Below are 16,822 nucleotides of genomic sequence, written 5' to 3' on the forward strand. Positions count from 1 at the left end.
GCGCGAGCCGCGGACGTCACCGGCACATCGCCGGACCAGGCGCGGCGCCCGGGAGCCTGACGGGAGAAATGCCCGCATGCTCGAACCGACCGAACCCACTGAGGGTTCCGAACCCAACACTCCGAGCGACACCCTGCCGCCGCGTCGTCGGCGCCGTGCCGCTTCCCGCCCGGCGGGTCCGCCGGTCGCCTCGTCCGAGGCTCCGGAGGAGACCGTCGCGCCGGCCATACCGGCCGCGGATGCCGAGGATCTCGTAACCGACGAGGAAGAACTCGCCGAGGGCGCCGAAAGCACCGAGACGGTGGAGGCCGAGGCTGTCGAGAGCCCCGCGGTCGAAGAGGCCGCGCCCGCCCCTCGTACGCGTCGGCGTGCCACCCGCCGGGTGTCCGCACCCGCCGGGGCTTCCGCCACTGTCGAGGCCGCGGAGACCGTCGTACCCGTGAGCGCTGCCGGTGACGCCGGTGCGCAGGAGGCGCAGGCGGCCGAGGCTGTCGAGAGCCCCGCGGCCGAAGAGGCCGCGCCCGCTCCTCGTACGCGTCGGCGTGCCACCCGCCGGGTGTCCGCACCCGCTGGGACACCGGATTCCGCCGAGGCAGCCGAGGCTGCCGAGGTCGTCGTGCCCGCCGCTTCCCCGGCCGTCGCCGAGAGCGCCGCCGTCGAGGACGTCGAGGCTCCGGCCGAGGCGCCCGCTCCGCGTACGCGTCGCCGCTCCACGCGCCGGGCCTCCGCGCCCGCCGGGGCGCCGAAGGCGGAGGACGCCGCCGAGAGCCTGGAGGCCGCGCAGGCCGTCGAGACGGCCGAGGCCGTCGGCGAAGCCGTGGACCTCCCCACCGAGACCGACACCGAGCCGGCCGTCGAGGACGCCGCTCCGCGTCGGACGCGTCGCCGTGCCACGCGCCGGGTGACCGCGCCCGCCGGCAGCGACTCCGAGTCGGCCGAGGAGGCCGTGGTGGCCAGCACCTCCGAGCCCGAGGCCCCCGCCGCCGAGAGCGAGCGCGTCGAAAACGAGCCGGTCGAGAGCGAGCCCGCCGAGGACGCCTCCCCGCGTCGGCGTCGTCGGGTCGCCCGCAAGGCCGCCACCGGCTTTGCCGCGCCCGCGCAGCCGGCCGCCGGTCAGGACGAGGAGGCTCCGCGCCGCCCGGCGCGGCCCGCCGTCGCCGTGTTCCAGGCGCCCGTCTTCACCGAGCCGCAGTTCCAGACCCCGCAGCGGGCCGCTGCCGCCGCGGCCGCCGAGGCCGAGACGGAGCCCGAGCCCGAGCCCGAGGTCGAGCCCGCGGCGGTCGAGGAGCCCGAGCAGACCGAGGAGACCTCGGAGGAGCAGGGCGGCCGGCGTCGGCGCCGCCGCCGTGGCTCCGCCCCCGCGCAGGAGCCCGAGGCCCAGGCCGTGCGGGCCGCCGCCCCCGAGACCGCCGTGGAGGAGGAGCCTGACGAGGCCGAGGAGGCCGAGGACTCCGCCGAGGGCGACGAGTCCGAGGACACCGGTTCGCGCCGTCGCCGCCGTCGCGGCGGCCGTCGCCGTCGCCGGGGCGACTCCGCCGACTCCGAGTCGGGCGAGGGCCAGGACTCCGACGGCGACGAGTTCGCCGACGAGCAGGCCGCGCAGGACTCCGAGGACACCGCCGAACAGGCCGAGGAGGACGCGGACGACGCCGCGGACGCGGAGGACCGCGAGGGCGGCTCCGGGTCCAGCAGCAGTCGTCGCCGCCGGCGTCGGCGTCGTCGTGCCGGCGACAGCTCCACCGAGGCCGAGGCCGAGCCCGGTGACGGCGACCCGGAGCGCACCGTCGTCAAGGTCCGCGAGCCGCGTCCCAAGGCCGAGCCGTCCGACGAGGTGCAGTCCATCAAGGGCTCCACCCGTCTGGAGGCCAAGAAGCAGCGCCGCCGGGAAGGCCGTGAGCAGGGCCGCCGACGCGTTCCGATCATCACCGAGGCGGAGTTCCTGGCCCGCCGCGAGGCCGTCGAGCGCGTGATGGTCGTCCGCCAGTACGGCGACCGTACGCAGATCGGCGTCCTGGAGGACGGCGTGCTCGTCGAGCACTACGTCAACAAGGAGCAGTCGACCTCGTACGTCGGCAACGTCTACCTCGGCAAGGTGCAGAACGTGCTGCCGTCGATGGAGGCCGCCTTCATCGACATCGGCAAGGGCCGCAACGCCGTGCTGTACGCCGGTGAGGTCAACTTCGAGGCGCTGGGCATGGGCAACGGCCCGCGGCGCATCGAGAGCGCGCTCAAGTCCGGGCAGCCGGTGCTCGTCCAGGTGACGAAGGACCCGATCGGTCACAAGGGCGCGCGGCTGACCAGCCAGGTCTCGCTGCCGGGCCGCTACCTCGTGTACGTGCCCGAGGGCTCCATGACCGGCATCAGCCGCAAGCTGCCCGACACCGAGCGGGCCCGGCTGAAGACCATCCTCAAGAAGATCGTCCCCGAGGACGCGGGCGTCATCGTGCGCACCGCAGCCGAGGGCGCGAGCGAGGACGAGCTGCGCCGGGACGTCGAGCGGCTGCAGGGCCAGTGGGAGGACATCCAGAAGAAGTCGAAGAACGGCGGCAGCTCGAACGCGCCGACGCTGCTGTACGGCGAGCCGGACATGACCGTCCGGGTCGTCCGCGACATCTTCAACGAGGACTTCACCAAGGTCATCGTGAGTGGTGACGACGCGTGGGAGACCATCCACGGGTACGTCTCGCACGTCGCGCCCGACCTGGCCGAGCGGCTGCAGAGGTGGACCTCCGAGGTCGACGTCTTCGCCACGTACCGGATCGACGAGCAGCTCGCCAAGGCGCTGGACCGCAAGGTCTGGCTGCCGAGCGGTGGTTCGCTGGTGATCGACCGGACTGAGGCGATGGTCGTGGTCGACGTCAACACCGGCAAGTTCACCGGTCAGGGCGGCAACCTCGAGGAGACGGTCACCAGGAACAACCTGGAGGCGGCCGAGGAGATCGTGCGCCAGCTCAGGCTGCGCGACCTCGGCGGCATCATCGTCATCGACTTCATCGACATGGTGCTGGAGTCCAACCGGGACCTGGTGTTGCGGCGCCTGCTGGAGTGCCTGGGCCGCGACCGTACGAAGCACCAGGTCGCCGAGGTGACCTCGCTGGGCCTGGTCCAGATGACCCGCAAGCGGGTCGGCCAGGGCCTGCTGGAGTCGTTCTCCGAGACCTGCGTCCACTGCAACGGCCGTGGCGTCATCGTCCACATGGAGCAGCCGACCTCCGCCGGAGGCGGCGGCAAGCGCCGCAAGCGCGGGCGCGGCGGTGACGGGCACACGCACGAGCACGAGGCGGCCGTGGAGACCGTCGAGGCTCCCGAGGAGATCGAGGCCGAGGTGGCCGCCGAGGTCGCCGAGCCCTTCGTCCTGACCGAGCCCGAGTTCGAGCCGGACGAGGAGCTGTACAGCAGCGTCGCCGAGGCGGAGGCCGCGGCCGGTCGGGGCCGTTCGCGGCGCCGGACGAGCCGGCGGGCGTCGGCTCCGGCGGGCGCGCCGAGGCGGGACGACAGGCGCGCCGAGAGGCGGGACGAGGCCAGGGCCGAGGCTCCGGCCGCGGTGCAGGCCGAGGTTCCCACGGCTCAGGACGTCACGGCCGAGGAAGAGGTCGAGCGTCCGGTGCAGCCGGAGGAGGCCGTCGTCGCGCAGACGGCGCCCGTCGCCGCCGAGGACCCGGTCGTCGAGGCGCCGGCCGCGGAGCCGGTCGCCGAGGAGGCCGCGCCCAAGGGCCGTACGCGCCGCCGGGCGACCCGCAAGGTGTCCGCGCCGGCCGGTTCGCCCGCGGGCGCCGAGGCGGCCGTGGTGACGGTCTCGGAGACGGTGCCCGCGGCCGAGCCGCAGGCGGACCAGGCGCCGGCCGCCGAGGCCGCTGCCGCCGCCGAGGCGCCCGCCGAGAGCGCCGCCCCGGCCCGTCCGAGGCGCCGTGCCGTGCGCAAGGCCACCGCGCCCACCGCGTCCGAGGAGGCGGCCGTCGTGGTCGTCCCGGCGGCCGCGGAGGAGCCGGTGGAGGCGCCGGCCGTGGCCGAGGCCGAGGAAGTGACCGAGGCCGAGGAAGCGGCCCCGGCCAAGAAGACGGCCCGTAAGACGGCCAAGAAGGCCACGGCGAAGAAGGCCGCCACCAAGAAGACGGCGGCCAAGAAGACGGCTGCGAAGAAGACCGCCGCCAAGAAGACGACCGCCAAGAAGGCGGCGTCGAAGAAGACGGCGGCGGCCGAGCAGCAGTCGCTCCGGTCCGTCTCGGCCCCTGCCGACGAGGCCTGACGCTCCGTCGTACGAAGAAGAACGTGATCCGCCCCCGGTCCGACCGATCGGGGGCGGATCTCGTTTTCCGGCCCCGAGGAGGCATCCAATGATCGAGTATGTGAACGATGAGTGAATCAGTGTCTCGACGGCGCGGTTATGATGTGAGCCGAGATTGATGTTAAAAATTCAGACAAACAGGGATTTTGATTCCCGTATGTGCACAGTATTGGGGCGCAATACGTGAAGGCTCTCGTGCTTTCCGGGGGAGCGGGTACCCGACTCCGCCCGATCACCCACACCTCGGCCAAGCAACTGGTGCCGGTAGCCAACAAGCCTGTGCTCTTCTACGGCCTGGAAGCGATCGCCGAAGCCGGGATCAGCGAAGTCGGCATCGTCGTCGGTGACACCGCGGACGAGATCCGCGAGGCGGTGGGCGACGGGTCCCGCTTCGGGACCCAGGTCACCTACATCCCGCAGGAAGCGCCGCTGGGCCTCGCCCATGCCGTGCTCATCGCCCAGGACTTCCTCGGTGACGACGACTTCGTCATGTACCTCGGCGACAACTTCATCGTCGGTGGCATCACCGGTCTGGTGGAGGGGTTCCGGGCCGAGCGGCCCGACGCGCAGATCCTGCTGACCAAGGTGCCCAACCCCACCTCCTTCGGCGTCGCTGAACTCGACGGCGACGGCCGGGTGGTGGGCCTGGAGGAGAAGCCGAAGGAGCCGAAGAGCGATCTGGCGCTCGTCGGGGTCTATCTGTTCACCCCGGCCATTCACGAGGCCGTCCGCTCCATCGAGCCTTCCTGGCGCGGCGAGTTGGAGATCACGCACGCCATCCAGTGGCTGATCGACGAGAAGCGTGACGTCCGCTCCACCACGATCTCCGGCTACTGGAAGGACACCGGCAACGTCACCGACATGCTGGAGGTCAACCGGTCCGTCCTGGAGACCGTGGAGCCGGTGAACGCGGGCACGGTGGACGAGGGCAGCGAGATCATCGGCCGGGTCCGCATCGAGGCGGGTGCCCGGGTCAGTGGCAGCCGGATCGTCGGACCTGCCATCATCGGAGCCGGCACGGTCGTCAACGACGCGTACATCGGTCCGTTCACCTCCGTGTCCGAGGACTGCCGGATCGAGGACAGCGAAATCGAGTACTCCATCGTGCTGCGCGGCTCGTCCGTGACGGGCGTGCGCCGGGTGGAGGCCTCGCTGATCGGGCGCGATGTCGAGGTCACGCCGGCTCCCCGTAACCCTTCGGCCCACCGGCTCGTGCTCGGTGATCACAGCAAGGTGCAGATCTCTTCATGACGACCCCCGTTACCCGGATCCTGGTGACCGGCGGTGCCGGTTTCATCGGCTCGCACTACGTCCGTACGCTGCTCGGCCCGGAGGGCTCCGGTGATGTCGCGATCACCGTCCTGGACAAGCTGACCTACGCGGGCAACCCGGCCAACCTGGACGAGGTGCGCGCGCACCCCGGATTCGCCTTCGTGCAGGGCGACATCTGCGACCCCGAGCTGGTCGGCAAGCTGATGGCCGAGCACGACCAGGTCGTGCACTTCGCGGCCGAGTCGCACGTCGACCGTTCCATCGACGGCGGCGCGGAGTTCGTCCGTACGAACGTGGTCGGCACGCACACGCTCATCGACGCGGCGCACCGGGCCGGCATCAAGACCTTCGTGCACATCTCCACCGACGAGGTCTACGGCTCGATCGACGAGGGCTCCTGGCCCGAGACCCACCCTCTGGAGCCCAACTCGCCCTACTCCTCGGCGAAGGCGTCCAGCGACCTGATCGCGCTGTCCTACCACCGCACCCACGGCCTGGACGTCCGCGTCACCCGCTGCTCCAACAACTACGGGCACCACCACTTCCCCGAGAAGGTCATCCCGCTCTTCGTGACCAACCTCCTCGACGGCAAGAAGGTCCCGCTGTACGGCGACGGCGGCAACGTCCGCGACTGGCTGCACATCGACGACCACGTCCAGGGCATCGAGCTGGTCCGCACCAAGGGCCGCGCGGGCGAGGTCTACAACATCGGCGGCGGCACCGAACTCTCCAACAGGGAACTCACCGAGCTGCTGCTCAAGGCGTGCGGTGCCGACTGGGAGACCAGCGTCGAGTACGTCGAGGACCGCAAGGGCCACGACCGCCGCTACTCCGTGGACTGCACGAAGATCCGCGAGGAGCTCGGCTACGAGCCCCGCAAGAGCTTCGAGCAGGGCCTGGCGGAGACGGTCGAGTGGTACCGCGAGAACCGCGCCTGGTGGGAGCCGCTGAAGGAGCGGGCGGCGCTGTGACCGGCAACCGGACCTGGCTCGTCACCGGCGCGGGCGGGATGCTCGCGCAGGACGTCCTCGCGCGGCTCGCCGCCGCCGGGATCCCGGCCGTCGCGGCCGCCCGCACCGAGCTGGACATCACCGATCCGGCTTCGGTGGGCGCGGCGCTGGCCGCCCACCACCCGGCCGTGGTCGTCAACTGCGCCGCCTGGACGGCCGTGGACGACGCCGAGTCCCGTGAGGACGAGGCGCTGCGGATCAACGGCGACGGCGCACGCCACCTCGCCGAGGCGTGCGCGGAGAGCGGGACCGTCCTCCTTCAGGTGTCCACGGACTACGTGTTCCCCGGGGACGCCGAGAAGCCGTACGCCGAGGACGCGCCCACCGGGCCGCGCAGCGCGTACGGGCGTACCAAGCTGGCGGGCGAGGAGGCGGTCCTCACCGCGCTCCCGGAGACCGGCTACGTGGTGCGCACGGCCTGGCTGTACGGCGCGGGCGGCGGCAACTTCGTCCGTACGATGATCAAGCTGGAGGGAGTCAAGGACACCCTCGACGTGGTCGACGACCAGCGCGGCCAGCCCACCTGGACCGCCGACCTCGCCGACCGCCTGGTCCGCCTCGGCCAGGGCGCCCTCGCGGGCACCGCACCGGCTGGCGTCTACCACGGCACCAGCGGTGGCGAGACGACGTGGTACGGCTTCACGCGGGCCATCTTCGAGCAGTTGGGCGCCGATCCGGAGCGGGTCCGCCCCACCACCAGCGCGGCCTTCGTGCGGCCGGCGCCCCGGCCCGCGTACAGCGTGCTGGGCCACGACCGGTGGGCGGCGGCGGGCATCGAGCCGATCCGGGACTGGCGCGAGGCGCTGACCGAGGCGTTTCCCGCGCTGCTCGCGGCGGAGCGGGGCTGACGGGAGCCGATCGGACGACTGCGCGGACGACCGCGGTGGCCGGGTCCTGCCTTCGGGCGGGGCCCGGCCACCGGTGTTTGGGGGGCTTCCGTGCAACCGAAGGCGAGGGGCGGTGGTCCCACTCCCATGAAGCAAAGGCTTGTCGTCGGCGCGGTCCTGGTTCTCCTGCTGTCCGCCTGCGGGTCGGGCGGGTCGGACTCGGACGGGGAGGGAGGGACGGGACGGCCTGCCGTCCGGTCGGACTTCGACGGGGACGGGTACGGGGATCTCGTCGCCACTGACGGGAGGGCCACCGTCAACGGGAAATACGCCGCCGGGTACGCGGCCGTGATCCGCGGATCCTCCGAGGGCCCGGTACTCGAAGGGCAACGGGTCGTCACCCAGGACGACTTGGGGCTCGGCAAGGCAGGCGAGGGGGGCGGGTTCGCAAGCCAGGGTGTGACCGCCGACCTCGACGGGGACGGGCGGGCCGACTTCGTCACCCAGGCGGGCAGAAGCACGGTCTTCGTCGTCTGGGGAAGTGCCAAAGGGCTGTCCGAAGGGGCCCGACTGACAGGTGCCGCCCCCGTCACCGGTGACTTCGACGGCGACAAACGGGCCGACCTCGTCGTCACCGGGACCGAGGACAACACCGCACAGGTCCTCCTGGGGCCGTTCAGCCGCGAGGGCGTACCGCGCCGCACGGTTCCTCTCGACCTGAGGCCGAGCGACCCGGCGTACACCGACGCGATGCCCTCCGCCGTGGGCGACGTCACGGGGGACGGCAAGGACGACCTCCTGGTCACCTGGGCCGTCCTGGCGGACGGGTCGTACGTCGCCGGCGCCACCCTCCTGTACCGCGGCGCCGCCGACGGGAAGCTGGCCAAGGGGCCGCGCCTGAAGGACGACCAGGGCAAGGACTTCCACGGCGCGCCGCTGCGGACGGGGGACCTGAACAAGGACGGTTTCGCCGACGTCGTGGCGGGACTCGCCTGCGAGATGCGCGGCGACCCGATGACTCCGGACGGTGGCAGCCGCGTGAGCGTCCTGTACGGCGGCCCCTCGGGGCAGAGCGAGAAGCTCAAGCCCTCGCGCATCACCGAGAAGACCGCCGGACTGCCGGTTGAAGGCCCCTTCTCCTACTGCACCTTCGGCTTCGATGTCGGGGTCGGCGACATGGATGCCGACGGATACGCGGACATGGCGTTCTCGGTCGTGACCGGCACGGAACCGGACGGCGCGACCAGCCTCGTCCTGCTGAAGGGGAGCGCCCGGGGCCTGACGGTCGAAGGGGCGCGGTCCCTGCCCGGCGGCCTTGGCGCGATGCTGGACACGAACGGGGACCGAGCGGCCGACCTCGCCGTGGAGGGCCCGGGAGAGGGCGAGGTCCGGGTGCTGCTCGGCGGGCGGGACGGGGTCGAGCCCACTCCGGCGCTGGTCTTCAGGGAGGCCGACGTCGATCTCGGACCGAACATATCGGGCGGGGGGAACGGCTTCAGGCTGGTCGGATGACGGCCGATTTCCTACCGGTGAGTATGTAAACCTATGGTGAACTTCCGAGAAAGCTTACGCCAGAGCCTTTGAATGAGTAACTTCGCGGGAAACAAGGACAGCCGCAACCCCTCGAAAGGCCGCTTCAGTGGACCGTCATGAACTCCTGCGTGGACTGCACCGTATCTACCGGCCGCGAAACTACCTGGAGATCGGCGTCAACGACGGCCGCAGCCTGGCACTTTCGCGCGTCGCGTCCGTCGCGATCGACCCCGCCTTCAAGGTGGTGACCTCGATCAGCTGCGACGTCCACCTGGTCCAGTCGACCAGTGACGACTTCTTCGCCCGCAAGGACCCGCTGGTCCACCTGCGCCGCGGCCGCAACCCCTTCCGCGCCCTCGCCCGCCGCGACCCGCTGGGGATGCTGGGCGGCGACCCCACCCTCGAGCTGTCCTTCATCGACGGCATGCACCTCTTCGAGTACGCGCTGCGCGACTTCATGAACGTGGAGCGCCACTCCCGCTGGTCCAGCGTGATCGTCCTCGACGACATGCTGCCGCGCGACGTCGACGAGGCGGCCCGCGACCGGCACACCAAGTTCTGGACGGGCGACGTCTACAAGCTGGTGACCGTGCTGCGGAAGTACCGCCCCGACCTGACGGTGCTCGAGATCGACACCGCGCCGACCGGTGTCGCCGTGGTCTTCGGAGCCGACCCGCAGAACACGGTGCTCAAGCAGAACTACGACGACATCATCAAGGAGTACGTCGTCCCGGACCCGCAGGCGGTTCCCGAAGAGGTGCTCGTGCGCAAGAACGCCGTGCAGCCCGAGGCGCTGCTCGGGGCCGACTTCTGGCCCGCCCTGGTCCGCGCCCGGAACCTGCGCCGCCCGCGCGCGGGCTTCGAGAAGCTGCGCGGCCAGATCGCGTCGCTGGGCGGCTGATCTTTCCGTACGACACGAGCAGGGGCCCCGCGGATCCGTCCGCGGGGCCCCTCCTCGTTGTTCTCAGCGTGCTCAGCGTGCTCAGCGTGCTCGGCGTTCTCAGCCGCGCAGCTGCGCCGCGTACGCCTGGCACGCCTCGTACGACGGCAGCAGGCCCTGAGCCTCGGCCTCGGCCAGCGTCGGCGCCGCGGAGTCCTTGTCGGACAGGACGGGCGTCATGCCCGCCGGCCACTCGATGCCCAGGTCGGGGTCGAGCGGGTGGATGCCGTGCTCGCGCTGCGGGGCGTACCCCTCGGAGCACAGGTAGACCACGGTCGCGTCGTCGGTCAGCGCCATGAAGGCGTGCCCGAGCCCCTCGGAGAGATAGACGGAGTGGTGGTCCACGTCGTCCAGCCGTACGGCCTCCCACTGCTTGTACGTGGGCGAGCCCGTGCGGATGTCGACGATGACGTCGAGGACCGCGCCGCGTACGCACTTGACGTACTTGGCCTGGCTGGGCGGCACGTCGGCGAAGTGGATGCCGCGCAGGGTGCCGCGGCTGGAGACCGAGCAGTTGGCCTGGGCCAGGTTCAGGCCGTGGCCGGTGGCCTCCGCGAAGTCCGCCCCCTTGAACCACTCGTGGAAGCTCCCGCGAGCGTCTGGAAAGACCTTCGGTTCGTGCACCCAGGCGCCGGCGATGCCGAGCTCCCGCATGTGATCACATCCTTACTGTGGTGCGTGTACGTACTGAGTGTCCGGGGTGCGGAGCCGGTCAGCCGACCAGCTTCGCCGCGAGTCGGCGGATCTTCTTGCGGGCCGGCGAGGGAAGCCTGCGGACGATCGGACCACCGACGGCGCGCAGCCTGCGCCGCAGGGCCGCCTTGCGCCGCTTGGCCAGCTCCGGCTGTACGACCTCGGGGGACACGACGGGGAGGTCGTCGCCGAGCCGCAGCCGCCCCTTGCCGTCGACGGTCACCTCGCAGAGCGCAAGGGCCGGGTTCTTCTCCCCGTCCAGCGCGGCCGAAAGGTTCCAGCGGCCGGCGGGTACGGCCACCGGGCGCTGGGGGAGGGCTATGTGGGCGCGGCCGGCCACGTGACGGACCTCGGCGGGCAGCGTGTACGTACGGCCGTCCCCGGAGCTCAGGATCAGCTGGGTCTTCATCGGCGCGGTCTTCGGGCGGGCGAACACGTCGAGCCGCAGTTCCGGCCGGCTGCCGGGCATCCGCAGCACGGGGTGGCCTTCGAGGTACGGCACCAGCTTCTTGCCGCGGCGGGCGACGTCGAGGGTGAGGTTGCCGTGCGGGTCGGTGAAGTACGGAATGACCGGGCGGGCGGGGGAGCCGAGCAGCGCGGGGCGGCAGTCGGCGTCGACGTGCGTGGCGCGGTCGGCACCCAGGCGGGCCTTGCGGACCACGCCGAGACCGCGGACCGGAACCCAGATGTCCCAGAAGCCGCGGGAGACGGGCCCGCGGCCCTTGGCGCCCTGCGGGCTGACCTGGCCGGTGCCGCGCAGGACGACCTCGCAGGCGCCGTCGCCCAGGTCCTCGACGGTGGAGGTGTACTCCGCGGGACAGGGCCACTCGACGGCCGTCTCGCGGTTGCGCAGGGACATCTCGCCCTTGAAGCCGTCCATCTCGTCCGTGACGTCGACGAGCTCGCCGTCCTTCAGCACGCCCTCGGTGTACTCGGGGTGCAGGAAGAGCCGGTCGTCGCGGCGCAGCAGCTTGAGCGGCTCGGCGTTCTCGCCGTGGACCAGCCGGGCGCTGACGGTGACGTCCATCTTGCCGTCGGGCCGCCAGGCGACGTCCTCCAGCCGGGCCGCGCCCTTGATGGAGGTGGCGAAGCGGGCGATCCGCACCAGACCCTCACGGTCGTCGCGGCGCAGCAGCGTGGACCGGATGCGGCTGAGCGCACCGAGCCCGTCGTGCACCCCGTCCGTCATGAAGTCCTTGGCGAGCGGCTGCACGGCGTCGACCATCTCGTCGAGGTAGGCCGCGTCGTACTTGAGGACCGAGGGCTCGCTGAGTCGGCCGAGCATTTCGACCCGGTAGAAGCGGCGGAGCAGCAGGTCCCGGAATTCCCCGGGCTCGGTGTTGGCGACGACGACGTCGAGAACCTCGCGGAGGTTTCCGTAATAACCGGAAGGGACGATCTTGGCGGATCCCGCGTTGTTTCCGTCGTCGCGCTTCGAGTAGTAGTAGCAGGTGTAGCTGCCGAGGATGGAGACGACCTTGGCGGGGAAATACGCCTCCATCATGTACAGCTGGTCCTCGAGGCGCCGCTTGCCCTCGGGATAGGCGATGTTGTTCTCGCGGAGGAATTCCGCACGGAACATCTTGTGCGGGGTGAGGCTGTCGTACAGCGGGGCGTTCTGGAGATTGCACTTCTCCCGGTCCACGCGGAAGACGCCGTGCGGGACACCGCGGAAGTTGCTGGCCACCTTGCCGATGACGATGTCGGAGCCGTTGCGGTGGCCCATGTCGTACATCCGGCGCAGCGCGTCGGAGGCGAGGTAGTCGTCCTGGTCGAGGAACTGGACGTACTCACCCGCGGCTTCGCCCACGCCGATGTTCCTCGGTTTTCCGGGCCAGCCGGAATTCGGTATGTGAATCACCCGGAAATGCGGATGTTCCTTGGCGAGGGCGTCCAGCTCTGCAGGAGTGTCATCGGTCGAGCCGTCATTGACGAAGAGAACTTCGAATTCGTCGGCAGGCAGGGTCTGCCTCAAAAGTGAGTCAATGCAAGGCTTTATGTACTTACCCGGGTTGTACACCGGGATGATGACGCTCACCTTGGTCGGCATCTGCTACCTGTCTCCTGTCGGGAAGCCCTGAGGGGGTGGCCGTCGCGTGTATGGCCGGTGGCCATTGTGTGTATGGGCGGAGTCACAGAGTATCCGCAGAGGTTCTGGGTACCTGAAGGGGTTTCCGGCAAACCCGCGTGGCTCCTCCCGTTGGAGCGGGCGGGCCCGGTTTGACCGGGCCTGGGGCGGCCCGTAACCTTGACCCTCGGTGTGTCTCCGTACCCACCCACCCCTGAGCACCCCACCTCCTGCTCTCCGAGCAGGGGAGGCCGCTCGTCCAATCCGGATCATCGGGCCTTCGGGTCCGTGTGAGCGGCTGGCATCAGGGGGTCCGTCCCGAGTGAGAGAGAGATCCGCGTGTACGCCATCGTGCGCAGCGGTGGTCGCCAGCACAAGGTTGCTGTCGGCGACATCGTTGAGGTTGACAAGATTCCCACCGCCAAGGTTGGCGACACCGTAGAGCTCTCTACGCTGCTCGTTGTCGACGGCGAAGCTGTGACCAGCGACCCGTGGGTGCTGGCCGGCATCAAGGTCCAGGCCGAGATCGTGGACCACCACAAGGGTGTGAAGATCGACATCCTTCGCTACAAGAACAAGACCGGCTACCGCCGTCGTCAGGGCCACCGCCAGCAGTACACGGCGATCAAGGTCACTGAGATCCCCGCGGCTGCGAAGTAAGGGACTGAGGAGACATGGCACACAAGAAGGGCGCATCGTCCACCCGGAACGGGCGCGACTCCAATGCCCAGCGGCTCGGCGTGAAGCGCTTCGGCGGTCAGGTCGTCAACGCGGGTGAGATCCTGGTCCGCCAGCGCGGCACCCACTTCCACCCCGGCGCGGGCGTCGGCCGTGGCGGCGACGACACGCTGTTCGCGCTGCAGCCCGGTGCGGTGGAGTTCGGTACGCACCGTGGCCGCAAGGTCGTGAACATCGTTCCGGTCGCCTGATCGGAAGCTTTCGCGAGGCGGACCTCACTTCCCTCACGGGAAGCGGGTCCGCCTTTCGCTTGTTACGCAAGTGACATACCTGTACGTATTTCCAAAGTGCTGGAGGCACCCCCAATGACCACCTTCGTGGACCGCGTCGAGCTGCACGTCGCCGCGGGTAGCGGAGGTCACGGCTGTGCCTCCGTACACCGGGAGAAGTTCAAGCCGCTCGGCGGCCCGGACGGCGGCAACGGCGGGCGCGGCGGCGACGTCATCCTGACCGTCGACCAGTCCGTGACCACGCTGCTCGACTACCACCACTCCCCGCACCGCAAGGCCACCAGCGGCAAGCCCGGCGAGGGCGGCAACCGTTCCGGCAAGGACGGCCAGGACCTGGTCCTGCCGGTGCCGGACGGCACCGTCGTCCTCGACAGGGCGGGCAACGTGCTCGCCGACCTGGTCGGGCACGGCACCTCGTACGTGGCCGCGCAGGGCGGCCGCGGCGGCCTCGGCAACGCGGCGCTGGCGTCCGCGCGGCGCAAGGCGCCCGGTTTCGCGCTCCTCGGCGAGCCCGGGGACATGCAGGACATCGTCCTGGAGCTGAAGACCGTCGCGGACGTGGCGCTGGTCGGCTACCCGAGCGCCGGGAAGTCCTCGCTGATCTCCGTGATGTCGGCCGCCAAGCCGAAGATCGCGGACTACCCGTTCACCACCCTGGTGCCGAACCTGGGCGTGGTCACCGCCGGCTCGACCGTCTACACCGTCGCCGACGTACCGGGCCTCATCCCGGGCGCCAGCCAGGGCAAGGGCCTGGGCCTGGAGTTCCTGCGGCACGTGGAGCGGTGCAGCGTGCTCGTGCACGTGCTGGACACGGCGACGCTGGAGTCCGACCGCGACCCGATCTCCGACCTCGACATCATCGAGGCGGAGCTGCGGGAGTACGGCGGGCTCGACAACCGGCCGCGGATCGTCGTCCTCAACAAGATCGACGTACCGGACGGCAAGGACCTCGCCGAGATGGTGCGGCCGGACCTGGAGGCTCGGGGCTACCGGGTCTTCGCGGTGTCGGCGGTGGCGCACATGGGGCTGAAGGAGCTGTCGTTCGCGCTGGCGGAGATGGTCGGCGCGCACCGGGCCGCGAAGCCGAAGGAAGAGGCCACGCGAATCGTCATCCGGCCGAAGGCCGTCGACGACGCCGGCTTCACCGTGACGCTCGAGGAGGACGGCCTGTTCCGGGTGCGGGGCGAGAAGCCCGAGCGCTGGGTGCGGCAGACCGACTTCAGCAACGACGAGGCCGTGGGCTATCTCGCGGACCGGCTCAACCGCCTCGGCGTGGAGGACCAGCTGATGAAGGCCGGGGCCCGGTCCGGCGACGGCGTCGCCATCGGACCCGAGGACAACGCGGTCGTCTTCGACTGGGAGCCGACGGCGATGGCCGGTGCCGAGATGCTCGGCCGACGCGGTGAGGACCACCGCTTCGAGGCCCCGCGGCCCGCGGCGCAGCGGCGCCGGGACCGGCAGGCGGAGCGGGACGAGGCGACGCAGGAGTTCGAGGACTTCGAGCCGTTCTAGGCCCGCCTGGGCGCCCGGCCGGTGCACAGCACGGGTGACTCCGGGGAAAGTTCCGGCGAACGGCAGGGCAAGGCGAGGCAACCAACGTCCGCTCCGGCGAGTCGTACCGGGTAGTCAACTACCCGTTCGATTCCCGGAGTCGCCGTGCCCCAGCCCCTGCCGCGCAGCCTGCGTCGTACCGTTGTGGTCGCGCTCGCGCTGCTCGCCGCGACCGGCACCGCACTCCCGACGGCCCAGGCGGCCGGCCCCGCCACCACCGAGTCGCGGGACGACTTCAACGGCGACGGCTACCCGGACCTCGCGGTGGCCGCGCCCGAGGCGAGCGTCGGCGGGAGGACGAAGGCCGGCTACGTGGCCGTGCTGTACGGCTCGGCGAAGGGCCTGACCACCTCGTCCAGGCAGGTCTTCAGCCAGAACACCACCGGCATCCCGGGCGCCGCCGAGACCGGCGACGAGTTCGGCAGCGCGCTGGCCACCGCCGACCTCGACCAGGACGGGTACGCGGACCTGGTCGTCGGCGTCGGCGGCGAGGACACGACGACCGGGGGCGTCGACTCCGGCTATGTACAGGTCGTGTGGGGCAGTGCCCAGGGTCTGACGGGGGGCTCCTCGCTGGTCACGAGCAGCGATGCCGCGTACGGCAGGCTCGGCAGCCGGGGGACGCTGACGGTCGGCGATGTCGACGGCGATGGCGCGTCCGACGTGGTGGCCGTGGCGAACGACTGGAGACTCCGGGCCGTCAAGGGCCCCTTCGGGCGGGACGGCGCCTCGCACGGCGGGGAGCAGTTCGTCCGGATCGACGACTCCGACCCCCGCGTCCTGGACCTGGCCGCCGGTGACGTGAACGGCGACGGCGTCGACGACGTCGTGGGGACCACGAACCAGGGCGACGAGTACGACTTCCGCCGCATCGCCTACTGGCAGGGCACCCCGGACGGGCTCGCGCCGCCGTCCCTGGTCCTCGACGGCAACGGCCACTGGCTGCAGGGCGGCGAGTCCGTCGACCTCGGCGACGTGAACGGCGACGGGTACGAGGACATCGTCGTGGGCCGCCTCGACGGCTACGACAGCGACGCCTCCACCCCGCTCGCCAAGGGCGGCCGGGTCGCCGTCGTCCCCGGCGCCGCCTCCGGCCCCGACGGGACGCGGCCGACGTACCTCAACCAGGACAGTGCCTCGGTGCCGGGCGCCGCCGAACTCGGCGACGGCTTCGGCTCCGACGTCTCGATCGCCGACGTCGACGGCGACGGCTACGACGACGTCGCGGCGGGCGTGCCCGGCGAGGACTTCAGCGGGCTGACCGGCGCCGGCAGCGTGGTCGTCCTGCGCGGCGGCGCCAAGGGCCTGACCGGCACCGGCGCCCAGGTGTTCAGCCAGAACACGGCGGGTGTGCCGGGCGCGGCGGAGAACTCCGACGCCTTCGGCCGTACGACTCGTCTCGTGGACGCGAACCACGACGGCCGGGCCGAACTCGCCGTCGGCGCGCCGGGCGAGAACGCGAACGCCGGATCGGTGTGGGTGTTCCGGTCGACGTCCTCCGGTATCACGCCGACCGGTTCGTTCACCTTCGGCGCCGGCACGCTCGGCACGGTGGCGGCGAACGCGCGGCTCGGGTCCGGGTTCGCGTACTGACCGACCGTCATCGCCAGGGCAGGCGTGACCCGTTGCCACCGGACCGCGTTCATCGTGTTGTTTGCGTGTCGTAACGGGTCTC

Annotated in this window: 12 protein-coding genes; 10 read left to right on the forward strand and 2 right to left on the reverse strand. The window is 71.0% G+C overall.

All coding sequences use genetic code 11. The annotated features are described in order from the left end of the window. Positions 1-76: 76 nt before the first annotated feature. The 6 genes from OG252_RS32930 to OG252_RS32955 all read left to right on the forward strand — a co-directional run bounded on the left by OG252_RS32930 (position 77) and on the right by OG252_RS32955 (position 9,828). On the forward strand, positions 77-4,246 hold the full coding sequence (locus OG252_RS32930; RefSeq protein ID WP_329340640.1) for an Rne/Rng family ribonuclease: 4,170 nt from the start codon (positions 77-79) through the stop codon (positions 4,244-4,246). A 222-nt stretch (positions 4,247-4,468) separates the two neighbouring features. Then, positions 4,469-5,536, forward strand: coding sequence for a glucose-1-phosphate thymidylyltransferase (locus OG252_RS32935; protein WP_329340642.1), 1,068 nt, complete (start codon positions 4,469-4,471; stop codon positions 5,534-5,536). Continuing rightward, the gene (gene rfbB, locus OG252_RS32940) at positions 5,533-6,528 is read left to right on the forward strand and encodes a dTDP-glucose 4,6-dehydratase (protein WP_329340644.1); all 996 of its coding nucleotides are present in this window, start codon (positions 5,533-5,535) and stop codon (positions 6,526-6,528) included. Before OG252_RS32935 ends, rfbB begins: the two co-directional genes overlap by 4 nt. Beyond that, positions 6,525-7,415 (forward strand): dTDP-4-dehydrorhamnose reductase, encoded by an 891-nt coding sequence (gene rfbD, locus OG252_RS32945; RefSeq protein ID WP_329340645.1) that lies wholly within the window; start codon positions 6,525-6,527, stop codon positions 7,413-7,415. The genes rfbB and rfbD overlap by 4 nt, the downstream gene beginning before the upstream one ends. A 126-nt stretch (positions 7,416-7,541) precedes the next feature. Next, complete coding sequence (locus OG252_RS32950; protein WP_329340647.1) at positions 7,542-8,906, forward strand: FG-GAP repeat domain-containing protein; 1,365 nt, start codon at positions 7,542-7,544, stop codon at positions 8,904-8,906. Positions 8,907-9,033: 127 nt separating this feature from the next. After that, positions 9,034-9,828, forward strand: a complete 795-nt coding sequence (locus OG252_RS32955; RefSeq protein WP_266439578.1) for a class I SAM-dependent methyltransferase — start codon at positions 9,034-9,036, stop codon at positions 9,826-9,828. 99 nt (positions 9,829-9,927) lie between these two features. Here the strand turns inward: OG252_RS32955 and rfbC are convergent, their stop codons facing one another. Further along, complete coding sequence (rfbC, locus tag OG252_RS32960; protein WP_266439580.1) at positions 9,928-10,521, reverse strand: dTDP-4-dehydrorhamnose 3,5-epimerase; 594 nt, start codon at positions 10,519-10,521, stop codon at positions 9,928-9,930. Positions 10,522-10,579: 58 nt separating this feature from the next. Beyond that, the gene (locus tag OG252_RS32965) at positions 10,580-12,610 is read right to left on the reverse strand and encodes a glycosyltransferase family 2 protein (RefSeq protein ID WP_329340650.1); all 2,031 of its coding nucleotides are present in this window, start codon (positions 12,608-12,610) and stop codon (positions 10,580-10,582) included. Positions 12,611-12,967: 357 nt separating this feature from the next. Here OG252_RS32965 and rplU point away from each other — a divergent pair, with 357 nt between their 5' ends. The 4 genes from rplU to OG252_RS32985 all read left to right on the forward strand — a co-directional run bounded on the left by rplU (position 12,968) and on the right by OG252_RS32985 (position 16,740). Further along, a complete protein-coding gene (gene rplU, locus OG252_RS32970; protein WP_164320786.1) occupies positions 12,968-13,288 on the forward strand; it encodes a 50S ribosomal protein L21 in 321 nt (106 codons plus the stop codon). Between the two features lie 14 nt (positions 13,289-13,302). Further along, a complete protein-coding gene (rpmA, locus tag OG252_RS32975) occupies positions 13,303-13,557 on the forward strand; it encodes a 50S ribosomal protein L27 (RefSeq protein WP_020940020.1) in 255 nt (84 codons plus the stop codon). Between the two features lie 114 nt (positions 13,558-13,671). Beyond that, on the forward strand, positions 13,672-15,108 hold the full coding sequence (gene obgE / locus OG252_RS32980; protein WP_266439588.1) for a GTPase ObgE: 1,437 nt from the start codon (positions 13,672-13,674) through the stop codon (positions 15,106-15,108). A gap of 144 nt (positions 15,109-15,252) precedes the next feature. Continuing rightward, the gene (locus tag OG252_RS32985; RefSeq protein ID WP_329340656.1) at positions 15,253-16,740 is read left to right on the forward strand and encodes an FG-GAP-like repeat-containing protein; all 1,488 of its coding nucleotides are present in this window, start codon (positions 15,253-15,255) and stop codon (positions 16,738-16,740) included. Positions 16,741-16,822: the final 82 nt, after the last annotated feature.

The organism is Streptomyces sp. NBC_01352 (assembly GCF_036237295.1).
Classification (GTDB): Bacteria; Actinomycetota; Actinomycetes; order Streptomycetales; family Streptomycetaceae; genus Streptomyces; species Streptomyces plumbiresistens.

What these genes read in the sequence shown, in the direction of transcription:
- OG252_RS32930 (WP_329340640.1), top strand. Translation starts at nt 77, where the DNA reads ATGCTCGAACCGACCGAACCCACTGAGGGTTCCGAACCCAACACTCCG.
- rfbB (WP_329340644.1), top strand. Translation starts at nt 5,533, where the DNA reads ATGACGACCCCCGTTACCCGGATCCTGGTGACCGGCGGTGCCGGTTTC.
- OG252_RS32950 (WP_329340647.1), top strand. Translation starts at nt 7,542, where the DNA reads ATGAAGCAAAGGCTTGTCGTCGGCGCGGTCCTGGTTCTCCTGCTGTCC.
- rfbC (WP_266439580.1), bottom strand. Translation starts at nt 10,521, where the DNA reads ATGCGGGAGCTCGGCATCGCCGGCGCCTGGGTGCACGAACCGAAGGTC.
- OG252_RS32965 (WP_329340650.1), bottom strand. Translation starts at nt 12,610, where the DNA reads ATGCCGACCAAGGTGAGCGTCATCATCCCGGTGTACAACCCGGGTAAG.
- rpmA (WP_020940020.1), top strand. Translation starts at nt 13,303, where the DNA reads ATGGCACACAAGAAGGGCGCATCGTCCACCCGGAACGGGCGCGACTCC.
- obgE (WP_266439588.1), top strand. Translation starts at nt 13,672, where the DNA reads ATGACCACCTTCGTGGACCGCGTCGAGCTGCACGTCGCCGCGGGTAGC.